This window comes from Ferroacidibacillus organovorans (genome assembly GCF_001642725.1).
Classification (GTDB): domain Bacteria; phylum Bacillota; class Bacilli; order Alicyclobacillales; family SLC66; genus Ferroacidibacillus; species Ferroacidibacillus organovorans.
The window spans coordinates 1-26,415 of record NZ_LSUQ01000033.1; the positions used below are offsets into that span (position 1 = coordinate 1).

General features: G+C 53.8%; 23 protein-coding genes and 1 pseudogene. 18 read left to right on the forward strand and 6 right to left on the reverse strand.

What is annotated here, in order from left to right; genetic code table 11:
- The 9 genes and pseudogenes from AYW79_RS10360 to AYW79_RS10400 form a co-directional block, all read left to right on the forward strand.
- Positions 1 to 241 (forward strand): annotated as a pseudogene (locus AYW79_RS10360) (FAD-binding protein); the annotation flags it as partial.
- A gap of 32 nt (positions 242 to 273) precedes the next feature.
- Complete coding sequence (locus AYW79_RS10365) at positions 274 to 1,578, forward strand: FAD-dependent oxidoreductase (protein ID WP_067565290.1); 1,305 nt, start codon at positions 274 to 276, stop codon at positions 1,576 to 1,578.
- The gene (locus AYW79_RS10370) at positions 1,575 to 1,856 is read left to right on the forward strand and encodes a ferredoxin family protein (protein ID WP_067565293.1); all 282 of its coding nucleotides are present in this window, start codon (positions 1,575 to 1,577) and stop codon (positions 1,854 to 1,856) included. The genes AYW79_RS10365 and AYW79_RS10370 overlap by 4 nt, the downstream gene beginning before the upstream one ends.
- Positions 1,857 to 1,973: 117 nt before the next feature.
- Positions 1,974 to 3,029 (forward strand): S-methyl-5-thioribose-1-phosphate isomerase, encoded by a 1,056-nt coding sequence (gene mtnA, locus AYW79_RS10375; protein ID WP_067565296.1) that lies wholly within the window; start codon positions 1,974 to 1,976, stop codon positions 3,027 to 3,029.
- Positions 3,030 to 3,111: 82 nt separating this feature from the next.
- Positions 3,112 to 4,227, forward strand: coding sequence for an HD-GYP domain-containing protein (locus AYW79_RS10380; RefSeq protein ID WP_067952932.1), 1,116 nt, complete (start codon positions 3,112 to 3,114; stop codon positions 4,225 to 4,227).
- Positions 4,228 to 4,364: 137 nt separating this feature from the next.
- A complete protein-coding gene (gene trxB, locus AYW79_RS10385; protein WP_418251490.1) occupies positions 4,365 to 5,336 on the forward strand; it encodes a thioredoxin-disulfide reductase in 972 nt (323 codons plus the stop codon).
- A 231-nt stretch (positions 5,337 to 5,567) separates the two neighbouring features.
- On the forward strand, positions 5,568 to 6,659 hold the full coding sequence (locus tag AYW79_RS10390; protein ID WP_067565303.1) for a GerAB/ArcD/ProY family transporter: 1,092 nt from the start codon (positions 5,568 to 5,570) through the stop codon (positions 6,657 to 6,659).
- On the forward strand, positions 6,652 to 8,127 hold the full coding sequence (locus tag AYW79_RS10395) for a spore germination protein (RefSeq protein WP_067565306.1): 1,476 nt from the start codon (positions 6,652 to 6,654) through the stop codon (positions 8,125 to 8,127). The genes AYW79_RS10390 and AYW79_RS10395 overlap by 8 nt, the downstream gene beginning before the upstream one ends.
- Positions 8,124 to 9,314, forward strand: a complete 1,191-nt coding sequence (locus tag AYW79_RS10400; RefSeq protein WP_082806674.1) for a Ger(x)C family spore germination protein — start codon at positions 8,124 to 8,126, stop codon at positions 9,312 to 9,314. Before AYW79_RS10395 ends, AYW79_RS10400 begins: the two co-directional genes overlap by 4 nt.
- A 21-nt stretch (positions 9,315 to 9,335) precedes the next feature.
- Here AYW79_RS10400 and AYW79_RS10405 read toward each other — a convergent pair whose 3' ends face one another.
- Complete coding sequence (locus AYW79_RS10405) at positions 9,336 to 10,235, reverse strand: 1,4-dihydroxy-2-naphthoate polyprenyltransferase (protein ID WP_231877799.1); 900 nt, start codon at positions 10,233 to 10,235, stop codon at positions 9,336 to 9,338.
- 222 nt (positions 10,236 to 10,457) lie between these two features.
- Here AYW79_RS10405 and menB point away from each other — a divergent pair, with 222 nt between their 5' ends.
- Genes menB through AYW79_RS10435 form a run of 6 tightly spaced genes read left to right on the forward strand, consistent with a single transcriptional unit; the run spans position 10,458 to position 17,223 of the window.
- Positions 10,458 to 11,270 (forward strand): 1,4-dihydroxy-2-naphthoyl-CoA synthase, encoded by an 813-nt coding sequence (menB, locus tag AYW79_RS10410; RefSeq protein ID WP_067565312.1) that lies wholly within the window; start codon positions 10,458 to 10,460, stop codon positions 11,268 to 11,270.
- 12 nt (positions 11,271 to 11,282) lie between these two features.
- On the forward strand, positions 11,283 to 12,800 hold the full coding sequence (menE, locus tag AYW79_RS10415) for an o-succinylbenzoate--CoA ligase (protein ID WP_197460939.1): 1,518 nt from the start codon (positions 11,283 to 11,285) through the stop codon (positions 12,798 to 12,800).
- On the forward strand, positions 12,791 to 14,266 hold the full coding sequence (locus tag AYW79_RS10420; protein ID WP_067565315.1) for an isochorismate synthase: 1,476 nt from the start codon (positions 12,791 to 12,793) through the stop codon (positions 14,264 to 14,266). The genes menE and AYW79_RS10420 overlap by 10 nt, the downstream gene beginning before the upstream one ends.
- The gene (gene menD, locus AYW79_RS10425) at positions 14,256 to 15,992 is read left to right on the forward strand and encodes a 2-succinyl-5-enolpyruvyl-6-hydroxy-3-cyclohexene-1-carboxylic-acid synthase (protein WP_067565318.1); all 1,737 of its coding nucleotides are present in this window, start codon (positions 14,256 to 14,258) and stop codon (positions 15,990 to 15,992) included. The genes AYW79_RS10420 and menD overlap by 11 nt, the downstream gene beginning before the upstream one ends.
- On the forward strand, positions 15,989 to 16,813 hold the full coding sequence (gene menH, locus AYW79_RS10430) for a 2-succinyl-6-hydroxy-2,4-cyclohexadiene-1-carboxylate synthase (protein WP_067952926.1): 825 nt from the start codon (positions 15,989 to 15,991) through the stop codon (positions 16,811 to 16,813). The genes menD and menH overlap by 4 nt, the downstream gene beginning before the upstream one ends.
- Positions 16,814 to 16,872: 59 nt before the next feature.
- Positions 16,873 to 17,223, forward strand: coding sequence for a winged helix-turn-helix transcriptional regulator (locus tag AYW79_RS10435; protein WP_067565320.1), 351 nt, complete (start codon positions 16,873 to 16,875; stop codon positions 17,221 to 17,223).
- Positions 17,224 to 17,243: 20 nt separating this feature from the next.
- Here AYW79_RS10435 and AYW79_RS10440 read toward each other — a convergent pair whose 3' ends face one another.
- The 4 genes from AYW79_RS10440 to AYW79_RS10455 form a co-directional block, all read right to left on the reverse strand.
- Entirely contained in the window at positions 17,244 to 18,521 is a 1,278-nt protein-coding gene (locus AYW79_RS10440) for a sensor histidine kinase (protein ID WP_067565323.1), read from the reverse strand.
- Between the two features lie 75 nt (positions 18,522 to 18,596).
- Positions 18,597 to 19,313 carry a response regulator transcription factor gene (locus AYW79_RS10445; protein ID WP_067565325.1) on the reverse strand — a complete coding sequence of 239 codons (717 nt, stop codon included), beginning with the start codon at positions 19,311 to 19,313 and terminating at the stop codon, positions 18,597 to 18,599.
- Between the two features lie 61 nt (positions 19,314 to 19,374).
- On the reverse strand, positions 19,375 to 20,811 hold the full coding sequence (locus AYW79_RS10450; protein ID WP_067565327.1) for an MFS transporter: 1,437 nt from the start codon (positions 20,809 to 20,811) through the stop codon (positions 19,375 to 19,377).
- Positions 20,792 to 21,994, reverse strand: coding sequence for an acyltransferase (locus AYW79_RS10455; protein ID WP_067952924.1), 1,203 nt, complete (start codon positions 21,992 to 21,994; stop codon positions 20,792 to 20,794). Before AYW79_RS10455 ends, AYW79_RS10450 begins: the two co-directional genes overlap by 20 nt.
- A gap of 199 nt (positions 21,995 to 22,193) precedes the next feature.
- Between AYW79_RS10455 and AYW79_RS10460 the strand changes: the two genes are divergently transcribed.
- From AYW79_RS10460 to codA, 3 genes are all read left to right on the forward strand, one after another.
- Positions 22,194 to 23,765, forward strand: coding sequence for an AMP-binding protein (locus tag AYW79_RS10460; protein ID WP_067565330.1), 1,572 nt, complete (start codon positions 22,194 to 22,196; stop codon positions 23,763 to 23,765).
- Positions 23,762 to 24,517 (forward strand): SGNH/GDSL hydrolase family protein, encoded by a 756-nt coding sequence (locus AYW79_RS10465; RefSeq protein ID WP_067565333.1) that lies wholly within the window; start codon positions 23,762 to 23,764, stop codon positions 24,515 to 24,517. The genes AYW79_RS10460 and AYW79_RS10465 overlap by 4 nt, the downstream gene beginning before the upstream one ends.
- A 312-nt stretch (positions 24,518 to 24,829) precedes the next feature.
- Complete coding sequence (codA, locus tag AYW79_RS10470) at positions 24,830 to 26,137, forward strand: cytosine deaminase (protein WP_156481813.1); 1,308 nt, start codon at positions 24,830 to 24,832, stop codon at positions 26,135 to 26,137.
- Here the strand turns inward: codA and AYW79_RS10475 are convergent.
- Positions 26,085 to 26,415 (reverse strand): aspartate 1-decarboxylase (locus tag AYW79_RS10475; protein WP_067565339.1); only part of this gene is annotated, 331 nt, incomplete at its 5' end. The two genes, codA and AYW79_RS10475, sit on opposite strands and share 53 nt — an antisense overlap.

A 26,415-nucleotide genomic window follows, 5' to 3' on the forward strand; every position in this document is an offset into this window, starting at 1 on the left:
CTACATCGCGGCGGGAATCTCGGGTGCGGTGCAGCACCTTGTCGGCATGCAGCATTCTGACGTGATCGTGGCGATCAACAAAGACCCGGACGCGCCGATTTTTCGCGTGGCAAACTTTGGCATCGTCGGTGACCTTTTTGAGATCATCCCTGCGCTCACGAAAACGGTGATTGCACGCCGCGGTCTTCCATTTCCACTGGATCGTAAGACACACGAGGCGGTCAGTGGAGAAGCGGTGTAGCGTGCAGTGCCTGAGGAGAGGTGGACTTAGAAATGGCGAACGAGCATTTTGACGCAATCGTTGTCGGCGCAGGCCCTGCGGGCAGCGCCGCCGCCTTTACGATGGCAAAGGCGGGACTCTCCGTAGTATTAATGGAACGGGGCGAATTTGCCGGCGCAAAAAACATTTTTGGCGGCGTCATTTATCGCAAACAACTCGAAGATATCATCCCGGAATTCTGGAAGGAAGCGCCGCTTGAGCGGGAGATCATCGAACAGCGGATGTGGATGCTCGGTGAACAGTCGGTCGTTACGTTCGGCCATCGCAATGAGGCATTCAAGCAGCCGAGCAACTGTTGGACGGGGCTGCGCGTCAAGTTTGATCAGTGGTTTGCGGGAAAAGCAGAGCAGGCTGGCGCTTTGGCCATTTACGAGACGGTGGCGACGGAGCTGATTCGCGAAGGTGACCGCGTCGTCGGCGTGCGCACAGACCGCGAGGATGGCGATCTGTACGCGAGTGTGGTGGTTGTCGCAGATGGCGTCAATTCGCTGCTCGGTAAAGCGCTCGGCATTCACCGCGAGTGGGCGCCGGACGAGGTTTCGCTCGCGGTGAAAGAGGTGATTGCGCTACCGAAGGAGAAAATCCTAGACCGCTTTAATCTCGAAGGCAATGAAGGCGTGACGATTGAACTGATCGGGCAGACGCACGGCATGGCGGGGCTCGGTTTTCTCTACACCAATCAAGAGTCGATCTCACTTGGCGTCGGGGTGATGGTCAGCGATTTAAAGAAAAAGAAGATTAAACCCTACCAAGTGCTGGAGGGCCTCAAAGCGCATCCGATGCTGAAGCGACTCCTGCAAGGCGGAGAGACGAAGGAGTATTCGGGACATCTCATTCCGGAAGGCGGGTATCACAGCATTCCTTCCCTGTGCGGAAACGGTTGGGTGATCTGTGGTGACGCGGCGCAGTTGGTCAATTTTGTGCATCGCGAAGGGACGAATCTCGCGATGACATCCGGTCGATTTGCGGGGGAGGCGATCGTCGAGGCGCACCAGCGCGGAGATTACTCGAAGGCAGGGCTCTCCGGGTATGACCGCCGCATCGCTGCGTCGTTTGTGCACAAAGACCTGAAAAAATACCAAGGCATGCACGCACTTTTGCGCGATGTCGATCCGACGATCATGTTTGACAAGCTGCCTTACGCGGTGAATGAGGCGGCGTATCAAATGCTTCTGGTGGATGGCGTCTCAAAAGCGGAGAAACAGCGCAAGGCACTGCGCGGAATTAAGAACGCAACGGGTGGCTCCATGAATCTCCTGAAACTGGGATACAAAGGCTGGAGGGCGATCAACGGATGAACGGAGTCGCGGATCGATTGTACACCATTCGCTTTAAAGTGGATGAAACGTCGCACCTCGTGATCGACGACCAGCAAACATGTCTCGCTTGCAAGACAAAGGAGTGTACGCATTTCTGTCCGGCGGATGTGTATGACTGGCACGAGGTAGAGAAAATGACGTCTGTCGCGTTTGAAAACTGCATTGAGTGCGGAACGTGTCGCATCGGCTGTCCAGAACACAATATCTCGTGGGTGTATCCAAAAGGCGGCCACGGAATCACGTACAAGTTCGGTTAGGCGGGGTTTACGTCACGCGATTTTGTGTCATGACACAAAGTGCAAAGCCACGTGATGTTGCGCGGAGATGCTTGGCTACAGTGAGAGCTTCCCTTCGTGTTATGATAGCTTGATATCATGATGCGGAGGGATTTTAGCGTGCACGACGTGCGACCGGTAGAACTGAGGGAAGAGGATGTAAGGCTGATCGATCAGCGGATGTTACCTGAGGAACTCGTTTACGTGGATGCAAGGGATGCGCAGGAAACGGCGGAAGCAATTCGCGCGATGGTGGTGCGCGGCGCGCCGGCGATTGCGATGGCGGGCGCGTTCGGATTTTATCTTGAGGCGAGTCGCCACTTTTCTGAGACACCTGCGAGACTGGAAGAAGTCCTTATGGACGCCCAAGCGCTGTTGCTCGCGTCGCGGCCGACTGCGGTGAATTTGAGTGGAGCGTTGTCGCGGATGATGGACACCTTTCGCACGCTCGCGCTGCGTGAGGTGAGTGTGGACGCAATCGTGCGCGGACTGCGTGAAGAGGCGCTCGCGATCCAGGCGGAAGACGAGGTGTCGTGCCGACAGATCGGGGAGCATCTGCTCACACTCTATGAAGAGGGCATGGGGGTCTTGACGCACTGCAATACAGGGGGGCTTGCGACGAGTCGCTATGGAACGGCGCTTGCCGGATTCTATCTCGCCAAGGAGCGCGGGATGGCGCTGCGGGTGTATGCGGATGAGACGCGGCCGTACCTTCAAGGGTCGCGCTTGACGGCGTGGGAGTTGTTGCAGGCGGGCGTTGATGTCACGGTGATCTGCGACAACATGGCGGCCACGGTCATGGCGCAAGGATTGGTGCGCGCAGTCGTGGTCGGGGCGGATCGCATCGCGGCCAATGGGGATACGGCAAACAAGATCGGAACGATGGGGTTGGCAGTTCTGGCGCGCCATTTCGGGATTCCATTCTATGTGGCGGCGCCCACGTCAACGATTGATCCGGTGACGGCGACAGGGTCGGGAATTCCAATTGAGACGCGACCGGAGGATGAATTGACCGTGATTCGCGGCGCGCGAATTGCGCCAGTCGGCGTGGCAGCGTACAATCCAGCGTTTGATGTGACACCGAATGAACTGATCACGGCGATCATTACAGAGACCGGAATCTATCGCGGTCCTTATGCGTTTTTACGCTTGTAAAAATAAGGATAGACAATGTGTGGGATTTGCCTCTATAGTATGGACAGTATGAAATGATGGATCATCGGGAGGTCAACCTTGCGTGCCGCGTCAAATTTCGACTGCGCTTCTTCGGCCCGGCATGATTCTCGCGCGAAGCCTCTATGATGGACAGGGCCGCGTCCTTCTTCAGAAGGGGGTTTCGCTCAAGGATCGCTATATTGATAAAATCAAAGACGGATATGCTTCTATATATATTGATGACGAGATATCTGAAGGCATTGAGATTCCGCAGGTCATTACAGAGCAACTTCGCTTTCAGATGCAGCAGACACTGGCGAGTGAGTGGGACATGATTCAGAGAACCTTGAGTGTGCAGAGACCGACGTCTAGCAAACTCTTTGCAAAATCGCTGCGCGATCAAGTCAAGCAAATGATTCAAACCGTTCAGCATACGACGATTATCAAAGAAGATCTCGCATCGCTCGCAGGGTATGACAATGTGACGTATGTGCACTCCATGAACGTCGCTATCTATTCGCTGCTCATTGGCGCGTCGCTTTTTCTGTCGGACAGCATGATGCTCGATCTCGGACTCGGCGCGTTGCTTCATGATATTGGGAAAATTTTCGTTCCGACTGAAGTGTTAAACAAGCCGGACAAGCTTACCGCTGACGAATATAAACTGATGCAGACGCACGCAGAATTAGGACACAACTTCTTGGCAAAACAGCCGGAACTCTCCTATCTAATTGCACACTGCGCGTTTCAGCACCATGAGCGTCTGAATGGGAAAGGATATCCACGCGGTCTGCGCGGCGATGAGATTCATCTTTTTGGGCGAATCATTGCCGTGGCGGATGTGTATGACGCGATGATTATGCACCGCCCGTATCGGCGCGGGATTGTGCCGAGTGAGGCTATGGAGTTTCTCTATAGTCGGGCGGATTCGGAGTTTGATCTAAAAATCGTGTCACTTTTCAGTAAGCGCGTTGCGATGTTTCCGATCGGTTCTGAGGTGCACTTGAGCGACGGTCGCAACGCGATCGTCGTCGAGCTTCATGAGAACATTCCGGGAAGACCTGTGGTGCGCGTTTTTCAAGACGCAACCGGTAAAGAGGTAGCGCCGTACGCGATCGATCTGGCAACACAATTGAACATTACGATCTTATCTTCACTCGATGCGGCAAAGCGCACACTGCCTGGACAACTGAGTTAGGCGTCGACGTGCTTGGTTTTCCAGCCATGCGATGTGTGGGGGGGCGCCCTGCGCGCTTTTTTTTGGCTTTTTTCTGCGTTATAGTAGATCACAGTGATCAGCGAGCGCACAGCGACGCCGCGTGGGAGGAGAATTTAATGATGGAAAAGAAACAAAAGGTGATGATTTTAGGGACAGGTCCTGCCGGGCTCACGGCCGCGATCTACGCGTCGCGCGCCAATTTGAACCCTTTGGTCGTCGAGGGAAACGAACCAGGGGGGCAATTGACGCTCACCACGGAGGTTGAAAACTTTCCGGGATTTCCGGACGGCGTCATGGGGCCGGAACTGATGGACAATATGCGCAAGCAGGCGGAAAAATTCGGCGCAACCTTTGTCTCTGGTTGGGTGACCGATGTCGATACAAGCAAGCGCCCGTTTCGCGTGACTGTTGATGAGAGCGATGTCTACGAGGCGGACGCGTTGATCATCTCAACGGGTGCGTCAGCGAAGCTGCTCGGCATCGAGAATGAGTCTGACATGATGGGGCGCGGCGTCTCGACGTGTGCAACGTGTGACGGCTTCTTTTATCGCCAGAAACCGATTCTCGTCGTTGGCGGCGGTGACTCGGCGCTTGAAGAAGCGACGTTTTTGACGAAGTTTGCGTCTGAGGTAACGATTGTCCATCGCCGGGACACGTTGCGCGCATCGAAGGTCATGCAGGATCGCGCACACGCGAATGACAAGATTCGCTTTGTGATGAATGTGACCCCGCTGGCGGTGGCGATGGAAGATGGGAAAGTGGCAGGGCTTGAGGTAAAGGACAACGCGTCGGGTGAGACACGCGTGTTGCCGGCGGATGGCATCTTTGTAGCGATTGGACACAACCCGAACACAGCGTTTCTAAAGGGTCAGCTTGAGCTTGACGAGGTGGGTTATATCAAGACGGTCGGTTCGACGTCTGCCACGAGTGTGGATGGGGTCTTTGCGTGTGGGGACGTGATGGATTCACACTATCGCCAAGCGATCACGGCGGCAGGATCTGGCTGCAAGGCGGCGATGGATGTGGAGAAATTCCTGGAAGGGTCTGCGACGCACGACTGGTCGGTAAGCTCTGGCGCTAAGGCATAATTCATTTCACGCGTCAGCAACCCCAGCGGAATAAACTTCCGCTGGTTTTTTTGCGTTCTGGTGTCAAGCGACAAATGAAGATGTTCCGTGAAGCAAACGCTCACCGTCATGGATGGAAAATGACCCCATTGTCAATGTCACGTGGAGGTAGAGCCTGGAATTAAAACGGCGATTATGGGGAATTCTCTTCCTGCGTAGGTTATTCCTGACGGAATCGGCGGGGACATGCGAATGGAAGTCAAAAAAAGTGAATCGATCACGATCATGCAAGCGTCCATGCTTATCATTATTTCGCTTGCACTGCCTATCCACGTTGAGTTAGTGCCGTTTCTTTTGAAAACCGCAGGGCGTGATGCTTGGATGGTGGAACTCGTCTGCATTCCGATTGCGATAGGAATATGGCTCGCGATTTGGTTCATTGCGCGTCTGTGTCCCACACGGTCGCCCATCGAACGCATCCCGCCATGGACGCTGCCACTGCTGATCGCACTCGCTGATCTCTATGTGATTATTTCGCTTGCGCAAAGCTTAGACTCGTGGGAATCGTTTGTAGGAATTGTATTCTTGCCCGGCGTCCCCCCTGCCCTTGTAGTGATCTCCTTGGTCGCATCCTGTGTATGGATTGCCCGCCACGGCTTGAGAACCATTGCGGTCACAGTCGGTTTTTTGTTGCCATTTATCATGATCTTTGGAGTAATGAATACCGTGGGGACGATTCCCGTGAAGCAGTATGGTCTACTCTTTCCCCTGTTGGAGCATGGCCTCTTACCAATCGCTCGCGGCGTCATGCTTCCGCTTCCCATTATGGGCGAATTTCTGATGATCTTGTTTTTTTATCATCAAATCCAAGGTAAGAATGCGTTGTCGCTTGCTCCGTGGATGTGGACACTGGGGATACTCGCGGTCATTTCAGTAGGGTTGGTCATGGGCATTCTGGCGGAGTACGGTCCCTACGAGGCAGCGCATCTTCGTTTTCCTGCGTTTGGTGGGTGGCGCTTATTGACCTTTGGTGAATATATCGAGCGACTGGATTATTTTGCCCTTTACCAATGGACCGTGGGACTCGCTGGTCGCATCATGGTTCTTCTCTTTATCACAGGCCAGGTGGTAAAAAATATAAAAATTCGCCTTCCTCACATGATCGGCATCGCATCGCTGGCCGTCATCCTTGTTTTGCTGCCCATCGACGTGCATACGAAAGTGTGGCTTCGCAGCCAGTATTATTCGATCGAGGGCGGAATGGAAGTCGTGGTGTTTCTTTTGCTGGGAATTGGCTCTTGGTTTCAACGATCTCGCTCTTCTGGAGGCATCCAACTTGAGTGAATCAAGCGTTCTCATTTCAGCCTCGCTATCTGAGAATGAATCGTGGCTGAGGGATCACATTCTCTCCAACTGTCAGGATATCAAAGCCGTTTCCATGGTGTGGGATGTTGGGGGAAACATGCAGAACTCGTTGTTCCTTTATATGGAGGGAACGACAGACCTGAAACAAGTGAGTAAGACCTTTTTTCGAGAATTAGAACCTTTGTTGGCACAATGTGTGGAGAGGAAATTCGTTGATGTCGTGAAACGCATGCGTATCCCCGAAGTTACGTATTATGAGCAGTGGAAAACGGTACTGGCGTTGCTGTTTCACGGCACGGGTATCTTTTTTCTGGACGGGTGGCCAGGCGCCTTAGTGGTGGAACAAGTTGCAAAGCCTTCTCGCTCCCCTGATGAACCAGAAATGGAGACAGCGATTCGGGGCGCACACGATGGCTTTGTGGAAGACGTGATGCAAAATTTGGCACTCTTGCGAATGAGAATGCCTACGCCAAGCGTAGTGTGTGAATTCTTCGAGATTGGTACTTTGACTCACACCCGCGTTGCGCTTGTCTATCTGAAAGATACGGCGTCACCCGAATTGGTTTCCACACTCCAGGCGCGATTGCATGCTATACAGGTAGACGAATTGACGGAGTCCGCACATTTGGAGGAACTCCTGGAGGATCGTAAATTCACGATTTTTCCGCAATTTGATTACACGGAACGTCCTTCGAAATTGGCTGCCATCTTATCAGAAGGACGAATCGGAATGATTCAGGATACGTCTGCCACCGTGTTGATTGCACCGGTGACACTCATGCAACTTTTACAGGCGCCTGATGATTACAATGATCGTTTTCCATTTGTAGTCGTTGTTCGCATTTTACGTATGATAGGATTATTTATTTCACTGTTTCTCCCTGCCGGATACGTTGCAGCTACCGAATATCATCAGGATACGATTCCGGCGTTTCTTTTAATCTCCCTGATCAACGCCCATAAAGGCGTTCCTTTTCCTACGCCGCTTGAGGCAATGATTATGCTGGGGCTTTTTGAACTGTTTCGCGAGGCTGGGTTGCGTTTGCCTCGCGCAGCCGGTCAGACGATTGGCCTTCTTGGCACTGTGGTGGTTGGGGACGCCGCGGTAAAAGCGGGCATTGCGAGCGCAGGTATGACTGCAGTCGTAGGAATCACGGCCATTAGCACCTATGTTGTCCCTAACTATACATTAGCCAATGCGATCACGATTGTACGAATGGTAATTTTGATTATGGCCAGTTTCATGGGGTATGTGGGTCTTATCATCGGTGCAATTCTCCTGATTGGACACATGGCGAGTCTAAATCCACTGGGGGTGTCCTATCTAGCGCCATTTTCACCATTCATTTGGGAAGATTGGAGAGATTATATCATTCGAATCAAGTGGACGCGCATGCGTAAAAAAAGTGCAGCACAATCTCAAACGCGCAAACGCTCGGATCGATGAATTTTCTATCCCATCGAATGAGCGCAGTGTGGAAATTGGCTGCTTGTGCGATTCTTTCCCTTTTGCTGACAGGGTGTTGGGACTCTGCCGATCTGGACAATATTGCCTACGTGCACAGTTTGGGCGTCGATTATGATCACGGCCATTATAAAATTTGGCTAGGGCTCATCGACCCGACAAAGTCAGGGATTGAGGAATCAAAATCGACTGGCGAGACTTCGCGCGCGCTTTGGGTGGTGTATGGAACAGGAAGGAGTTTCCTCGAAGCGGTAAACGCCATCTATCCCTCCAGTCCCAAACGGGTATCGTGGTCCCATTTTTCTTTGTTGATCCTCCACGAGAATGTCTTGCGCGGTCCCTATAAAGAAGTGATCGAAGCGCTTACTCGCTATCGGGAGGTGCGGTATACGTCATGGGTTTATGGGACAAAAGATACCATGGGAAATTTATTCACTGCGAATTTACCTGTAGAAAATAATCCACTCTATTATTACGTTGCGAATCCGAAACGAGTGCAACAATTCGGTTACGTGGTTCCTTCCGTACGGTTGAATGAATGGCAGAGAGCCTTACATGAGCCTGTGGGGTCTGCCATTTTGCCTCAAATGGCCTTGAATCACCAACGAGACGTGCACTGGCCTAAATCAAAGGATAAGCCTTATGATGAATTATTGCTCCCAACAGTTGGTGTGTTTCGTCATGAGAGGTTTATGGGGTGGCTATCGCACCGCGATATGCTCGGGGTGTTCTGGGCGCGAACCGGTGGGACGCGAGTTCCACTGTTCCTGCCTCCAGCACCGGGTTCAACGGAACAAGTCATCCTTTACATACACCATCTTCACGTTGAGATTCATCCGATGCAACGCAGGCATCATTGGACCTATGATTTGAAAATCAGCGGTCCTGTGGATCTCGCGCAGGAAGGGCAAGGACGCGCGGAAAAAGAAATCATCACATTGGCTGAGCGTGTGATTGAAAGGGATGTTCGCCGGACGTTTCGCACCGGCGTCATGCATCATGCAGACATTCTGAATATCACTCCAAAGGTCTATCGGGGAGCCTTGATGCTCTGGCCCCCTAATACGAGACAAAAGCTCCTTAACAATCTTGAATTGCGCGCAGACTCCTTGCGAAATGTGAATATTCATTTGACGCTGGTGCATACGGGTATGCGCACCGTGGACTAAACAGCAACGGTTTTACGTATTTTATCGCGTTGTAAAGCGCGCGATCAGAAGGCCGATGAAAAGGAGAAAGCCGAATGCGATCAGCGTTTTTGACGTGTTCTCAAAAGCTGCTTGAAGTTCATCGCGCGTTGTAGCGGCCTTAAACGCGCGTGGTACGCGTGAAGACAGCGGAATACTCAAAAGCGACAACAGAACCCACGGCGGGAGCATGCGCGTGAGGACGAGCGCGATGAGAATGAGATAGGAGAGCGCAAACGCTGCACCGAGCACTTTGATGGCGCGCGCTTTGCCAAGCAGAATCGGCAACGTTTTGCGTCCGCCTGGGCGATCATGTTCGAGATCGCGAAGGTTATTGGCGAGGAGAATCGCGCCGATGAGCAGCCCAACCGGGGCGGATACCCACCAGGCGACGGTCGACAAATGGCCGACTTGTATGAAATAGGCAATCAGAATGATGACTGGACCCATCGCGAGGCCGGCTGTCACTTCACCGAGTGGCGTCGCCGAAATCGGCTTTGGACCACCCGAATAAAGGTACATAAAAAGCATCGACGCGGCGCCAAAGACAGCAACCCACCACGAGGTGCTGGCGCAGATGTAGATGCCGAGTAAAAAGGCAATCGCCAAGGTCACCCAGGTGATCAAGACGACCGTGCGCGGTGACATGTTGTCGCGCACGATTGCCCCGGCGATCCCAGTCATCTCCTTTGAATCGAGTCCACGCACAAAATCATAGTATTCGTTGATCATGTTGGCCGCCGCCTGAATCAGCATCGACGCGATGAGCATGCTGAGAAAAAGGGATGTGCGCAGCGGATGGTGCAAAAGCGCCACGCCAGTTCCGACGAGGACAGGTGTGATCGACGCGGTCAGCGTTTTAGGTCGCAAGAGATTCCATAAGGTGCTGCGGAATGAATTCAAGTATGACGTCCTCCTTCGGGACATACCATAGCAAAATTTAGAAGCGGTGAAAAGTCGTTCTTTGTGATGGCGGTGCGCATAGTTCAAAAAAACTCCACGATTGCGCGGGCAACAGACCTGTTGGTCTGTTATACTTGGGGCGAACAGACTGACCGGTCTGTACCGTGAATTTAAATCAGGGTCACATTCTGTGTGTCACGTCACGTAAAGGGGTGCTGCGTTTTGCATTGGAAAACTGCTCATGAATATGAAGATATCCGCTATGAAACATCGTCAGGAATCGCGAAAATTACGATCAATCGTCCGGAGGTGCGGAACGCTTTTCGCCCGAAAACGGTGAGCGAACTGATTGATGCGTTCAATCGGGTGCGCGATGACCATGAGGTGGGCGTTGTCATTTTGACGGGAGAAGGCGATCTCGCGTTTTGCTCTGGGGGCGACCAGCGCGTGCGGGGGCACGGCGGCTACGTCGGAGATGACGAGATTCCACGCCTCAACGTGCTTGATTTGCAGCGGCAAATTCGCATGCTGCCAAAAGCGGTGATCGCGGCGGTTGCCGGGTATGCGATCGGCGGCGGTCACGTGCTTCATCTCGTGTGTGATTTGACGATTGCGGCGGAGAATGCACGCTTCGGTCAGACGGGGCCGCGCGTCGGGAGCTTTGATGCGGGGTATGGGACAGGCATCCTTGCGCGCACGATCGGGATGAAACGGGCGAAAGAGATCTGGTTTTTATGCCGGCAGTACGACGCGCACGAAGCGTACGACATGGGACTTGTGAACAAAGTCGTGCCTGTTGACAAACTGCAAGAGGAAGCGGTTTTGTGGGCGCAGGAGATTCTTGAAAAATCGCCGATGGCGATCCGCTTTTTAAAAGCGTCGTTCAACGTGGATACGGACGGATTGGCGGGGCTGCAGCAGATGGCGGGCGATGCGACAATGATGTTTTACATGACGGAAGAGGCGCGCGAAGGGAAAAATGCATTCTTAGAGAAGCGCCAACCTGACTTCTCGAAGTTTCCACGTTTGCCTTAGGCGGCGCGCATGATGAGTGAACGAGTGATTTGCGAAAAAGAGGCGGTTTGGACAGACGGCGCGGGAAGTGGCGTCACGGACGAACGAGTCGAAGACTGGCTTTACGCGCTGCGTCACATGGACACTCTCGCGATTGAGCACGAGGGTCAGCCGGTCTCTTATCGTGAACTGGCGGAGCGCGTCGCCTCGCGGGCGGCGTTTTTGGCAGAACTCGGCGTCACGCGTGGAGAGCGCGTCGCGGTGCTCATGGCGCACGGACTGCTTTTTGCGATCACGCTGCACGCGCTGCGCTATCTCGGCGCGGTGACTGTGCCGATAAACGCCCGCCTCTCACTTGAAGAGATGGTGTGGCAGGTAGACGATGTCGAGGCGCGCACACTGCTATGTGACGAGGCGCATGAAGTGCATCGTATTGCGATCTGTGAACGGCTTTCGCATGTTCGCGCGTGGCGATGTGAGGTTGAAATGAAAGAAGGGAAGCGCGCGTTTGCGCCGGACTCTATCTGCCTATCGGATGTGCAGAGCATCATCTATACCTCCGGGACGACGGGACGCCCCAAAGGGGCGCTTCTCACCTACGGCAATCACTTTGCTAGTGCTGTCGCCTCGGCGTTGCGCCTCGGGATGCTCCCGACGGATCGCTGGTTGACGGCCTTGCCACTGTTTCACGTCGGCGGGCAAGCGGTGCTCATGCGCAGTATCATCTATGGTACGGCCGCCGTTTTACAAGATCGCTTTGATGAAGCGGCGCATCGCGCGCGACTGTTGCAAGGAGATATCACGATGGTTTCCGTGGTGGCGGCGACGCTTCTGCGCATGATGGACGATGAGGTGACATTTCCTGCGGCGCTGCGCGTTGTGCTTCTAGGCGGAGGCCCAGCGCCTGCACCGCTTTTAAAGCGGTGCATCGCGCGCGGCGTCCCGGTTGTGCAGACGTATGGACTCACGGAGGCAAACTCACAGGTGGCGACATTGCGCCCGGCGGAGGTTTCCTCACGCGTAGGTTCGGCAGGGCAACCACTGATGAGTTCGACTGTGCGCATTGTCGATGAACGTGGGGAGTACTGTCCGCCAAACGGGGTTGGAGAGATTCAGATCAAAGGGCCGACATTGTGCGCTGGATATTGGCAGGAAAAAAAGGTGCGCAGTGCGCTCGCGGAAGACGGCTGGTTTCACACGGGCGATATTGGGTATCTCGACGAAGAAGGGTATCTCTATGTGCTCGATCGACGCAAAGATCTGATCGTCTCCGGCGGGGAGAATGTGTACCCCGCTGAAGTAGAGGCCGTTCTTCTTACGCACCCGTCTGTCGCTGAGGCGGCAGTTGTTGGTCGCGACGACGCGACGTATGGGCAGGTTCCAGTCGCCGTCTTGGCACTTCATGCGCCTTATGACGAAGCGGCGCTCCTTTCATTTTGCCGCGCGCAGCTGGCTGGCTATAAGGTTCCAAAGCAACTTCTCGTCGTGGACCGACTTCCGCGTAACGCGGCTGGGAAGCTGTTAAAAAGGGAGATGCGGTTATGGTTTTAACCCTTCATCATGTCACTGTCGAAGAGGTGTATGCGCTTCTCGAGCCTCTCTTACAAAAAGGTTCATCAGAGGCGAAACGCAAGGGACACAGTGTGATGGTTTCTGCATCTGTGCCGATTACGTTTGAAGGCAGTCTGGCTTCTGTTGTTGATATGGGGCTCAAAGATGCGCAATTTGCAACGTATTGGCACGACGGTCCAAACGGTTTGGAGCGAGCGACGTACGGTGAGACGGCGCTTGAAATCTATTCGGGCGCGCGCGCCTTTGACCGCGCGTCGACGGCGAGCGTACGGCTGTTTCAGGAGGTTATCACAGGGGAAACTGCACGCACGGCAGCGTTTCTTGGCACGGCGTTTGACGCTTCGCGAAAGCGGGGGACGCCGTGGGAGCGCTGGCCAGATGTCCTTCTGGCGATTCCAATGTTTTCTATCGAACGTGAAACTTCGGCGCGCGCCTACCTCACAGTTACATTGCGCGTGGGGCAGAACGACACGCTGCGCGATGTGAAAAAATCAACGGAGCAGGCGCTGCGCAAGCTGCTTGAATTGAGTACGCAAAAGCGCACGGTGCGTCGGCGCGGCAGTGGTCTCGGGGATTTGCGCATCGACGAGGCGCAAGCGCCTGAAGCGGGCATCGATGAGGCGTATCGTACGCTCGTTTCACAGGCGACCGAAGACATGCGCAAAGGATCGTATGAGAAGGTGGTTCACGCGCGCATGATGGATGTAACGCATCGCGTGACCGCGTTTGCCGCGACATTAGAAAACCTCGCGTACGACCACCCGAGTTCCACAGTCTTTGGCATCGCGTGGCGAGGGGATGTGTTTTTGGGCGCGACGCCTGAGCGGCTCGTTGGCATGCGTAAAGGCCAGCTGTATATTGATTGTCTCGCGGGTACGGCGCCGCGGTTCGCGGATCGTGAACAGGATGAACAGGCTGGACAGGCGCTGCTCGCGAGTAAAAAAGATTTGCATGAACACCGCCTTGTGCTTGCAGGGATTGAGAGTGCGCTTGAAGGGGTGGCGACGAAGCCGACATACAAAGATCCACAGCTCAGGCGTTTGCCCAATCTGCAGCATCTCTACACACCTGTTCGCGCAGAGGCGTTGCGGGATGTGACGATCGTCTCCGTGGCTGCGCGTCTTCAACCGACGCCAGCGGTGGCGGGTTGGCCGCGCGCCAAGGCGCTTCGCGTGATTCGCGAGCGTGAGGAGGTCGATCGCGGGTGGTATGCGGGCGCACTCGGATTTATCGAGCGGGATGGTTCGGGAGAGATGGTTGTTGCGCTTCGCAGCGCTCTTGTGAAAGACGATCGCGCCTACTTATTTGCGGGTGCTGGTTTAGTTGCCGATTCTGACCCAATCCGTGAAGAGGGTGAGACAACGCTTAAAATGCAGGTGATGAAGCGAGCGCTCTGTCTGTCGTCTGAAGAGAAAAACGCGAAGGAGGATCCGCGTGAGTCGTGAAGAACACTTAAAGCCGGTCGTTGCGTTAGTCGATCAACTGGTTCAGGCCGGGGTGCGGCATCTCTGCGTCTCTCCAGGCTCGCGCTCGACTCCGCTCACGATCGCCGGGGCGCGGCAGGCCGGGTTAGAGATTTACACCATTCTTGACGAGCGTTCTGCCGGTTTTTTTGCATATGGTCTCGCCAAGCGCAGTGGCGAGCCTGTGGCGCTCGTTTGCACATCAGGAACAGCCGTCGCCAATTACCTCCCTGCGGTCATTGAAGCCTACTTTTCACGCGTACCACTGCTGATCATCACGGCGGATCGACCTGCTGAACTGCGCGAACAGGGGAGCAATCAGACCATTCGGCAAACGCACCTTTTTTCCGCTCACGTAAAGTGGATGTACGAACTGCCGACAGCGGAAGATTCGCCCATACTTATCAGGCACGCGCGCGTCGCGGCGACGCGTGCGGTCGCCGTAGCGATGGCGAGTCCAGCTGGACCTGTTCACCTGAACTACCCGTTGCGCGAGCCTCTGTTACCGCCGCGCGATGTGGATACAAAGCGTGTGCCGCTCTCTTTTTACACGGGTGTACTGCATCCGGCGCCGCGCGCCATCGAGCGCGTTTTGGGACAGATCGCGCTGGCAGGGCGAATTCTGATCGTGAGTGGCCCTCAACCGACAACGGATGCGCTTGCCGTTGAGAAACTCGCGGTGAAACTGGGGGCAGTCATTCTCGCGGATCCACTCTCGGGACATCGCACGAGCGGCAATCCAGAGGTTCCTGTACTCGCGCACGCGGATGTGTGGCTGCGCGCGGACGATGCGTCGCGTGACGAGATCAAACCGGATGTGATTCTTCGTTTCGGGAGAGCGGTCACCTCAAAAACGGTAGGGCAGGCGCTTTTATCCTGGCAGGAGAAGCCGCAGATCCTGGTCGATGAGAATATGCTCTGGAGCGACCCGCAAGAGGGTGCGACGGATGTGATTCAAGCGAATCCGGCAAGCTTTTGTGAAGCGTTGAACTCCGCCATAGGTGACACGGCAGAAGTGCGTGATGCGCGTCTTGCCTATGCTGATCAACTGATTCGTCTTGATCGTGCCTGTCAAGAACGCATGCGCGAGCGTATGGAACAGCTCGAACCGTTCTTTGAAGGGCAGATCTTTCCTGAACTGGCGCGCCTCTTGCCAGATGACACTAATCTCTATATTGGAAACAGCATGCCGATTCGCGACATGGATAGCTTTTTCCCTATTACAGCGACGCGGTTGCGCGTCTTTGCGAACCGCGGCGCGAGTGGCATCGATGGGGTTGTCTCAAGCGCAATTGGAGCTGCCGCTTATTTGCGAGAGAAAACGGTACTCGTCATTGGCGACCTCTCCTTTTTCCACGATCAAAACGGGTTACTCGCAGCCAGCCTCTATCACATACCGCTGGTCATCGTGCTTGTACAGAATGACGGCGGAGGCATCTTTTCAATGCTTTCTCAGGCTACGCAGCAGGATGTTTTTCCCTACTTTGAAACGCCGCATGGGCGAGACTTTCAACACACCGCGGCGCTCTACGGTGCGCACTACACGCGCGCCCGTGATTGGGATGATTTTCGATTGGCACTGCGCGATGGGTTGACGCGAAATGACTTGACGTTGATTCAAATTGATACGGATCGAGCAGAGAATGCGCGACTGCATCATAAGGTGCTCGCACCACCTGAGCGTGAGCGCGAAGAAGGTTCGCTGTGAATACGTTTTCCGTGTCACTGCGCGGCGTGATGTATCGAGGGATTGCGGTTGGGCGAGGCCCGCTTCTGCTCTGGTTGCACGGATGGTTGGGTGCGGCTGAAGAATATCTCCCTTTTATGGAGGCATTAGCAAAGACGCACCGTTCTATCGCGCTCGACCTGCTGGGGCACGGAAAAACGAAAACGGATCTCCCTCGCGTGCGGTATGCTGTAGAAGAGCAGGTCGCCGATCTTGCCGCATTTCTTCAAAAAATAAACGAACCGGTTATTCTCATCGGCTATTCTATGGGGGGAAGGCTCGCGCTTCGTGTCGCTCTCGCCATGCCGTCGCTGATTCGGCATCTTATTTTGGAAAGCGCATCACCGGGAATTGAGCGACAGGAAGATCGCATGGCAAGGTTGCAACTGGATCTGGCACGGGCTGAGCAAATCACGCGCGACTTTCCGGCGTTTCTTGAGGCGTGGCAACGGATGCCGCTTTTCTCGTCGCAGCGCAACATGGATGAGGCGGAGTATGCAAAACTTTTCGCGCGCAAGCGCGCGCAGTGGCCGGAGGGTGTCGCGCACAGCATGGCGGGCATGTCGCAAGGTTTTGGAGAACCAGAATGGCCTAAGATACGTGCGTTTCGCTCGCCCGTTTCGCTGTTGAGTGGGGAGTTTGACACCGGATACGTCGCGTCAGGTGCACATCTTGCAAAGCAGTTTTCTCGGGCAACGCAGTGCGTGATCGCACATGCGGGTCATCATGTGCACGCAGAACGTCCTGCGCAATTTTTGACCTTTTTGCGGGATATTTTGCTAAACTGTGAAGAAAGTTCATGATTATAACGCTTATCTTTTCTAAGTAGCTATGGTATGATGGAAAAAGGAGGCGATACAGGATGGGAGATCAACATCTTTGTCCTCGCTTTGAAGCTGCCTTTGAATTATTGGGGAAACGCTGGACAGGTCTTATTATTCGCGTGCTTCTCTCCGGACCTAAACGATTCAAGGACATTTCAGAGATGATTCCTCATATGAGTGATCGCATGTTGGCAGAGCGTTTTAAAGAACTTGAAGCGTCAGGCATTCTAAAGCGAAATGTGTATCCTGAAACACCGGTGCGCATTGAGTATGAACTTACGCCAAAAGGTCAGGGTTTGCAGTACGTCATGGATGAAGTGCAGCGCTGGGGCAACACGTGGTGCGAGGGTACGCTAGTACACGATGAACAGGGAACATTGGCAAAATAGGAAAAGCGTAGATTCTAGTCTCAGGACGGGAAAATGACGGTAAACGTCGTTCCGCGTCCTTCTTTGCTTTGTACAAACACTTGCCCTTTGTGCGCTTCAATAATCCATTTTGCGATGGCGAGACCGAGTCCGCTGCCTTGTTCTGCGCGATGGCGGCTTGGATCGGCGCGGACGAAGCGGTCAAAAATGCGTGGAAGCAGGTTTTGGGGGATGCCAATGCCGTCATCTTGCACGTGCAGTTCACACGATGTCGTATCGCACGAAACGGAGATGACGACACACGCGCCCGCATCTGAATAGCGTAACGCATTGTCAATCAGAATGAGCATGAGTTGGCGCAGACGCGCCGCGTCGCCGATCACCATACAGGGGTTTTCCGGGGCGTTTAGCGTGATCGACTTTTGCTGCCATTCTGCGAGGGGGCGCGTGGATTCGACAACGTCTTTGGCAAGATCGCTAAGCGCAACGGGCGATAGGTTAAGGATCTGTTCGTGGCTGTCCGCGCGCGCCAACGTCAGCAGGTTTTCAAGTAGCGCTGACGTTCGCTCTACTTCTTCATACGCATTTCCTAAGTAGGTCATTTCACTCTCAATCGTATGGTGAGGATGATGGAGGAGTACATCGAGGTTGCTGCGAATGATGGCAAAAGGCGTTCGCAACTCGTGAGAAGCGTCTGCGATAAATTGCTGCTGCTGGCGCCATGACGCGAGGAGTGGCGTCATGCTTCTGGTTGTAAGGATCAACCCACCGATAAGCGTCAGGATTAGAGCGGCCATGCCTGCGATGATAAGCGTAGAGATAAGACTTGAGAGGGTGACTTGTGTCGGCCCCACAGAGCGATCGACTTGAATCAGATAAGTGCCGTGTTTCAAATTGACGAGCGCATCAAAAATACGATAGGGTTGCCCGTTTATTTGAAGGGTTGTGGAATAACCAGATGGATGCGTTAACGCATTGTGGTATACGGTTCGAACATCGATAAAAGGTGTTCCATCGATATATGTGGCGGACATTGTCGAGGATGCGCCTGTAATTTGCCACAGACTGAATGTTGCACCAAAGTCACTTTGATTGTTCACGCTTTGCGCAGAAAGATGGCTGCGATCATAGGACTGAATGACCTGGATGGCGGAGCGTCGCAGTTCCGAATCGAGGACGCGGTAGAGCTCGCTTGACATCAGGACGTACACGATCGAGAGTAAAATAAGCCAAATCGCAAGGAGCGCCCCGACTTGAATTCCGAATAGTTTAAGGCGCACGGCGCGATAAGGATCTCTCCTGTCACTCCAAAACGCCACATGAACGCCGCCTTTACCGTTTCATTGATACAAAATTGATAAGACATCCATCCACGCGCTCACGACGCGATCGCTTTACCGGTCCATCTGCAAGGATGTCCCAGTCCCTGAGTTCTGGCGCGACCCGCGCAGACTGTATCCTACGCCGCGCACCGTTTGAATCGCCGGTCCCTGAAACAGCGACAATCGCTTGCGCAAGTGGTGCACGTAGGTATCAAGCACACCTTCTAGCACATCTGCTTCGTAACCCCACACGTTATCCATCAACTGGCGGCGCGTCAACACTTGGCCGTGATGTTTCATAAGTAATTCGAGAATTTGCGCTTCTTTTGGAGAAAGTTTTTCAGATTCACCACTTTGTGTCATCAAGGTTCGTTCGATCGGATCAAAGCGAAGATTGTCACACTGCAACCATGCATCCGTGATAAGCTCTGCCGGCCTGCGGTGGAGTGCGCGAATTCGCGCAATCAATTCCTCTGTCGCAAACGGCTTTACAAGATAGTCGTCAGCGCCCGCGTTCAGCCCAGCCACACGATCGGGGATGCCGTCGCGCGCAGTCAACATCAGGACAGGTGTGCGTACGGATGCTTTTCTCAACTTGGAGAGAACAGACAAACCATCCATGCTTGGTAGCATGCGGTCAAGGATAATCGCATCATAGATTTTAGAAGAAGCGAGCAGGTAACCGTCTTCGCCGTCATACGCTACATCGGCAGAGATCCCCTCTTCAACAAGGAGTCGGACAAGTGCCTCCGACAGCTTTTTTTCATCCTCAACGATCAAGACACGCATCGCAAGCCCTCCCTTCTTCAACATAGCACAAAAGGGGGGATTCGTCAGCATAAGAGATTTGTCAGGGCATCGGTTGAACTTTCATGCGATTCCCTTCCATCTCGCGGGCGAGTGCCGCCAGCGACGTTGCGCCTGCCTCTTCAACGCTGATGCGTGCGGTTTCGCGCCCCGCAAGCCAGACAGGAATCATGAAAGCGATCAGGATGACTGCGATGGCGATGAAGATGACTGAACTGCCAAACTGCGCGAGTGCGAAGGGTAAAAACGCGAGCGTGATGATCCCGCTGACGCTGCGCGCGCTCATTTCACTCAAATAAACCCCCATACCTCGCAGGTGCGTCGGAAACTGCTCTGCAACCAAGAGTTTAGAGACAGGAAAAACACCGAGCCCAAAGAATGAACTCAAGAAAGCGGCGAGTGCGGTGATCCACCAGTTCACAGATGCGGCAAAGAGGACGCATCCCACCGCCGCAAGACTAAAATAGATAGAGAGGATCGCTTTTCGCCCAAAGCGGTCAGAGAGCAAGCCTTGGATGATCGAGCCAATTCCTGCGATCGCCATCATAATCCCGGTGAGTAACACGGCGGTGCCTGTTCCAAAACCGCGTGTCACGAGCAGCGTCGGGCCATAGACGAGCAGGATGTAGAACAGGATAAGCGCTCCGGTCAACTGCCCAGTCGTAATCAGACCGCGCGTGAGAAATGGACGACGCAGCACATGAATCAGCCGTGTCTCTTCTGCGCGTTCAAGGCTAAGCGCGGCAGCCGCGCGCGGATTGACAAGCGACGTATCGTGCGGGAGTCTTGCTGCATCCTCCAAACGAGTGACAAGTGAGTCGACCTCGAGGATCCGCCCCTTTTTAATCAGGTAGCGCGGACTTTCGGGCAACCAGAGGTAGAGCGGTGCCACCAGGAACAGCGGAATTGCGCCCAGTAAAAAGGGCAGGCGCCACGCCATGGACGACGCGTAGGTGTGAATGGCGTAGGAACCGACAAGGTTTGGCAAAAGATAAGCGGCGGTTAACACGCCGTTTGCGATTCCAACGCTGACGGCACGCCGCTTGGTGTGAACAAACTCTGCAAGATAGAGATAGGGAAGCGGCAACACCGCTCCTTCGCCGAGCCCTGCAAGAAAGCGGATGATCAGGAGTTGGCTGAGACTTTGTGCCAAGCTCCCGAGCACGGTGATGACAGAGAAGACGAGAATGCCGACGATCACCACACGCCTTCTTCCGATGCGGTCGGCGAGCATGCCTGCAGGAATCATGCCGAGTACGACACCAAGCGTTGAGGAGATGCCAAGCCAAGCTTGGTCGGCTACGCTTAGATGCCAAGCACTCTTTAGCACAGCCATGACAGGACCGACAATGCCGATGTCAAACGCTTCGGCGAGCCACACGCACGCGAGCAGTATCAAAAGCCGCACGATCGGCTTAATGAGCGGAATTCGATCGAGGCGCGCGAGCAGGTTTTCTTGACTAGGAAGCGGTGTTTTCACGTACGTTCCCCCTTTGCATGGGCAACTTCTTTTGCGGATACCATGTCGATTTTTGGCCGACAATATAGCTGAGGTAAGGAATTCGTGCGACAATCCGCGCGACGATCATCGCTGAGAAATAGACGATCAGGATGGCGACAGGCGTTAACCAAACGCGTTCTGCGGCCGTCGGGTGAAGGCGATAGATCGTGTATTGAACGAGGTGCAAAAAGAACGGGTGAATCAGAAAGATGCCGAAGGATGCAGCTGCTGCGGTTTTGATCAGGCGGCTTATTTGCCGGAACCGGGAATCAAGGCGCACGCGCGACCAGGCGATTCCAATCGACCACAGCGTAACGGTTGCGAGCAAACTGTAAGGGATCATAAGCGGTTGCAAGACGAGCACCGTCTGCGACTCATCTTGATGCTGAATCAAGCGGTCGATCGCGACGTGAACTCCAATGCCAAACAGGCTGAACAAAACGATCCAAGGTATAAATCGGGCGTACTTCTGCAGTATTGCCTTGATTTTAGGATAGTGAACGGCGACCAAGGCGCCCGCAATAAACCAGAATTGATACGTGATGATGATACGGTCACGATAGTTTACCAACAGGCCAAGGAGTCCTGGAAGATGCAATCCTGCAGGCATCTGCAGATAAAATTTATTAAACCACATCAGACCAATTTCAAGCGCGAAACTTATCCCAAACACAAGACCGTGATACCGCTCTGTGGCCTTGATAAATCGTAACAGCCACGGGAATATGAGGTAGAGCTGCAGAGAGATCAATAAATAATAGAGGAAAAACTGATTGCCCGTCAGCAGTGCGACACCGTAGTTTTCCAAAAACAGTGGCAACGTTAAATGCGGCGTAGGCATATAGGTCTGCGTAAACAACATGTAGAGAAGCGTAAACGCAAAATAGGGAATCGCGATCAATTTCAATCGTTTTCCGAGAAACGTTTTTGTTTTAAACGGCTTTCCATAATACGTGATAAATAGAACGAGTCCCGTGATAAACATGAAGGCTTCCCTCGTGAAGTGAAGCGCAGTAAGTGCGACGTCGTTACGTAAATTGACGCCCGTCATTTGGGTTGTAAATAAGTTAAAGAATGAGATCACGTGTACACAGATGACGCCAAGAATGATCAGGGCGCGCATAAGGTCAATCTCGTAGAGATGCTCCTTCGCAGTTGACACAGGTACATTCACTTCCTTTCTTCAGACGCCATCGTATCGCGCCAGGTTTAAAGTTGCCTTAAAACCGATTGCGATTTTTCCCTCTCCCTTTTAGTACATCCTTTATGGGAAAGGGGAATATTCACTCATCAATTTTAAGATGGATTTAAGACTTTGGGTGCATTGTATGTGTATGACTTGTTTTGGAGGGGGACCATCGATGCATGCCATGCACCGCGTGAGAGAACAACTCAAAGTATCAGGGAAGAAAGTCATCTATAATCGAAATCGTTGGTATTACACAGATCAACTCCGTTATGATGTGGAGAAAGTCATGGTATCGCTCGATCAATCTGGAATTCACCCAGCAGATCCAGTGGTACTATCTGCGCCGAATTCCTACGAGTGGATTGTTGCGTATCTAGGCATTCTTATGTATGGGGCTACCGTTGTTCCTGTCAATCCGCAGGCTACGCGCGTTGAGTTGAATCGCATTCTAGAAGAGTCGGCCGCGCGCGGCGTGATCGAGAGTCGCGGGATGCGAGACGTTCAATTTGAACTGAATACAGAAACCGCTCCGGCGTACGAAATGGACGGCTTGATGCGCGCGTCCATTTCGTGTGATGAACTCGGTCAATTTCATTTGGAGTGTTTTACACAAGCAAAAACCAATGTGCCGAACAGTGTCGTGACGGAGCACCGTCGCGCCGTTTCTCGCGCAGAGGGCGCGTCGAGTCATGGTGTCCTTCTTTTCACCTCAGGAACGACAGGCCGTCCTAAAGGCGTCTTTCTCCCGGTCGAACTGTTACACGCGACAGCCGATGAAGTCATCGCGTCTCATCATCTGACGAGTGAAGATGTGTGTTACGGGTTTTTACCGCTTTTTCATATCAATGCGCAAGTGGTTGGGCTGCTTTCTACCCTGTTGTCTGGTGGAACGCTCGTTTTGGAAGAGCGGTTTAGCGCATCGCGCTTTTGGGAGACTGTCTTTTGCTTCCGCGTGACGTGGATCTCTGCTGTTCCTGCGGTGATTTCGATTCTGCTTCAGACGGAGAGCTGCGGCTCACCGGCAGACCATGTTCGCTTTATTCGCTCGGCCTCCGCGCCGCTTCCTGAACTGCACGCGCATCGCTTTGAAAACAAGTTTGGCATCCCGATCATTGAATCCTACGGAATGACGGAAGCAGCGAGCCAGGTGTGCGTCAATCCGCTGCCGCCTGAACGCCGCAAATACGGATCGGTGGGGATTCCGCGAGCGATCAATCTGCGCATCACAGGTGAACAGGGTGAGGCGTTACCGCCCAATCAGGTGGGTGAGATTGCGTTGTCAGGTGACCGTTTGATCAAGACATACGCTTCAGGCGATGAATCGCGTGACAGTTTTCGCAACGGCTGGTTCATGACAGGAGACCTCGGGTATCAGGACGAGGATGGCTATGTGTTTATCACAGGACGCCGCAAAGAGATGATCAACCGCGCAGGACAAAAAATCAGCCCACGCGAAGTGGAGGATGTTCTGAGAAAACACAGCCGTGTGCAAGGTGTTGCCGTGATCGGCCTCCCTGATGAGATTCACGGTGAACGCGTCGCTGCGTACATCATTCCGGATCAATTTAGCAAACAGGAAGAACTTTTGGCAGAGCTTAAAGCGCTTTGCGAAGAGAATATGGCGCCTTACAAACAACCTGCGGAGATTAAACTGGTTGACGTGATTCCGGCGGGTCCTACCGGCAAGGTGCAACGCCATCGCCTGCGCGAACAGGAGATTGCCCGGATGAGTTTAAGCTCATGAATCGCTTGAGGCGCAGACATCAGAGAATCCTCAGAAATCGGGTTATCGCTGGCGTCTTTCTCGCGGTAATTCTACTTTTTGCCGTAGGGGGGCATCTCACCTACGCTCTGCATCGCAGTGTGAGCAAGCCAAAGGCACTCCCTAAAGGGCCGATTCGAGTCATGGCCATCGGTTCGTCCGTCGCCAAAGGATGGGACGATAAAACGGGGGGCGGGTATCTGGCGCGAGGGGTTGCTGGTTACGCAAAAGGTGTCCATCACGCGCTTCCGTTTGTCAATCACGCTGTAGAGGGTGAAACGGCGGAGGCAGCACTCCCGCTGCTCCCGTCGTGGATCAAGGCGATTCATCCGAACGTCTTGCTGATCTCGTGGGGGATGCTCGACGACGCGACTGCGAAAACGCCGCTCTCTGTTTTTTCTCGCACCATCCGCCAAGAGATCAGTCTGGCGATTGCGAACCACGAGACAGTCTGGGTCGTGACACCGCCTGTGACACCCGCCTCTTATACGGTCAATCGCGTATCAGAAGCGCAGTATGTAAGCACAGAATTGGCAGTTGCGCACTCGTATCCGGCGCGCGAAGTTTCGGTATTTGACGTGTTCAATCAAATGAAAGCGTACATTGCAAGCCATCATCAAAACTATAAAATGTACGCGGCGGACGCGTGGCATCCGAATACGGCAGGACACGTGTTGGCGGGAAGGTTGCTTGCGCACGATCTCTTGAGCGGATCGCCTGCGTTTCCGAACTGAGAGAAGTTGTAACACGAAGAGAAGCGGGTAAACGTGAGATTCTCCCTCAGGTTTACCCGCTCTTTTTATCATTATAAGGGTATCCGTTGATCGATTACTTTTTGCGGTTTCGAACGGCAAAATAAACAATCGCGGCTACGACCACAATGGCGAGCACGACATAGCGAATGACATGGTGACCTCCCACAAACTTCCCTCCTCTGAACGTTTTCGACTCACTATACTACGAATAGATAGAGCTTGTCAGCCTTTTTTCGAATATGCTAAGGTTACCACAATCCTGTGGATTGGACAGATAAAGGTGGAATACAAGTGGATACGATCGTTCGCAATGTGCGCCTGCTCGGGCGCAGTGGCCATTTTGATGTGGGAATTGAACGCGGGACGTTCACGCAAATTGCCGAGACCATCCAAGCGCATTCCCGCGAGGTAATCGATGGGGCAGGGCAGTTGATGTTGCCACCATTTATCGAATCGCACATTCATCTTGACTCTGTGCTCACGGCGGGGCAACCGCGTTTCAATGAGAGTGGCACGCTGTTTGAAGGCATTCAGGTGTGGTCTTTGCGAAAACAAACCCTGACGCGCGAGGATGTGAAGTTGCGCGCGCACGAGGCGCTGCGCTGGCAGATGGCTCAGGGGATACTTCATGTTCGCACGCATGTCGATGTGACCGATCCTAAACTGACGGCGCTTCAGGCGCTGCTTGAGGTGAAGGAGGAAGTCGCTCAGCAGATCAACCTGCAAATCGTGGCGTTTCCACAGGAGGGCATCCCATCGTTTGCAGGCGGCGCCGAATTGCTCGAAGAGGCGCTCCGCTTAGGGGCGGATGTCGTCGGAGCGATTCCGCATTTTGAGTATACGAGGGAGCTTGGCGTTGCCTCGCTGCATACGTGTTTTGAACTCGCAGAAAAGTATGACCGGATGGTGGACGTACACTGTGACGAGATCGATGATGAGCAGTCACGCTTCTTGGAAACGGTCGCGTACCTCGCACTACTGCACGGGCTCAAATCGCGGGTGACGGCGAGTCACGCGACCGCCATGCATTCTTATAACGGCGCGTACGTTGCAAAGCTGATGCGTTTGCTCAGGCGTTCGGAGATTAATATTGTAGCAAACCCGCTGATCAACATCACGCTCCAGGGGCGGTTCGATCACTATCCTACGCGGCGAGGGGTGACGCGAATCAAGGAACTTTGGCGCGAGGGGGTTAATGTCTCACTCGGTCACGATGACATCCTTGACCCGTGGTACGCGCTCGGAACAGGAAGTATGCTCCAAGTCGCCCACATGGCGGTTCACGCGTCACATATGACTGGACGCGAAGAGATTGACGAGACGGTTCGCATGGTGTCGACGCGCGCGGCGCGCACGCTTGGCGTGGAGTGTGAGTACGGTATCGCGGCGGATAAACCTGCGAGTTTTGTTTTGTTGGACGCAGAAGACGCGTTTGACATGATTCGCCGCCAACCGCCTTGCACACTCGTTGTCAGTCGCGGCAACGTCGTCGCGCGGACGTCACCCGCAAGCTCGCACATCGTTCAGGATGGGCAGGAACGCCCGGTCACGTTTGCCCGTCCTTTCGCAACGCGTGAAGGGAATGTCGCTCAACCTTGACGATTTGATTCTCGTGGTCGACATGCACGATGCGCGGATGGATCGTGTCATACTCAGCGCCTGTGATTTGCGCGATTGAGAGAACGATGATCAGATCGCCCGGTTGAAAGTGGCGAGCGGGAGGACCGTTTAAACAAACGGTTCCGGAGCCCTCCGGCGCGGGAATGGCGTACGTCTTCCAGAGTGTGGCGTTTGCGACACTCGTGATCTGAACCATCTCATAGGGCAGGATGTCCGCCTCTTTCATGAGGAGTCGGTCGAGAGTAATGCTTCCCACG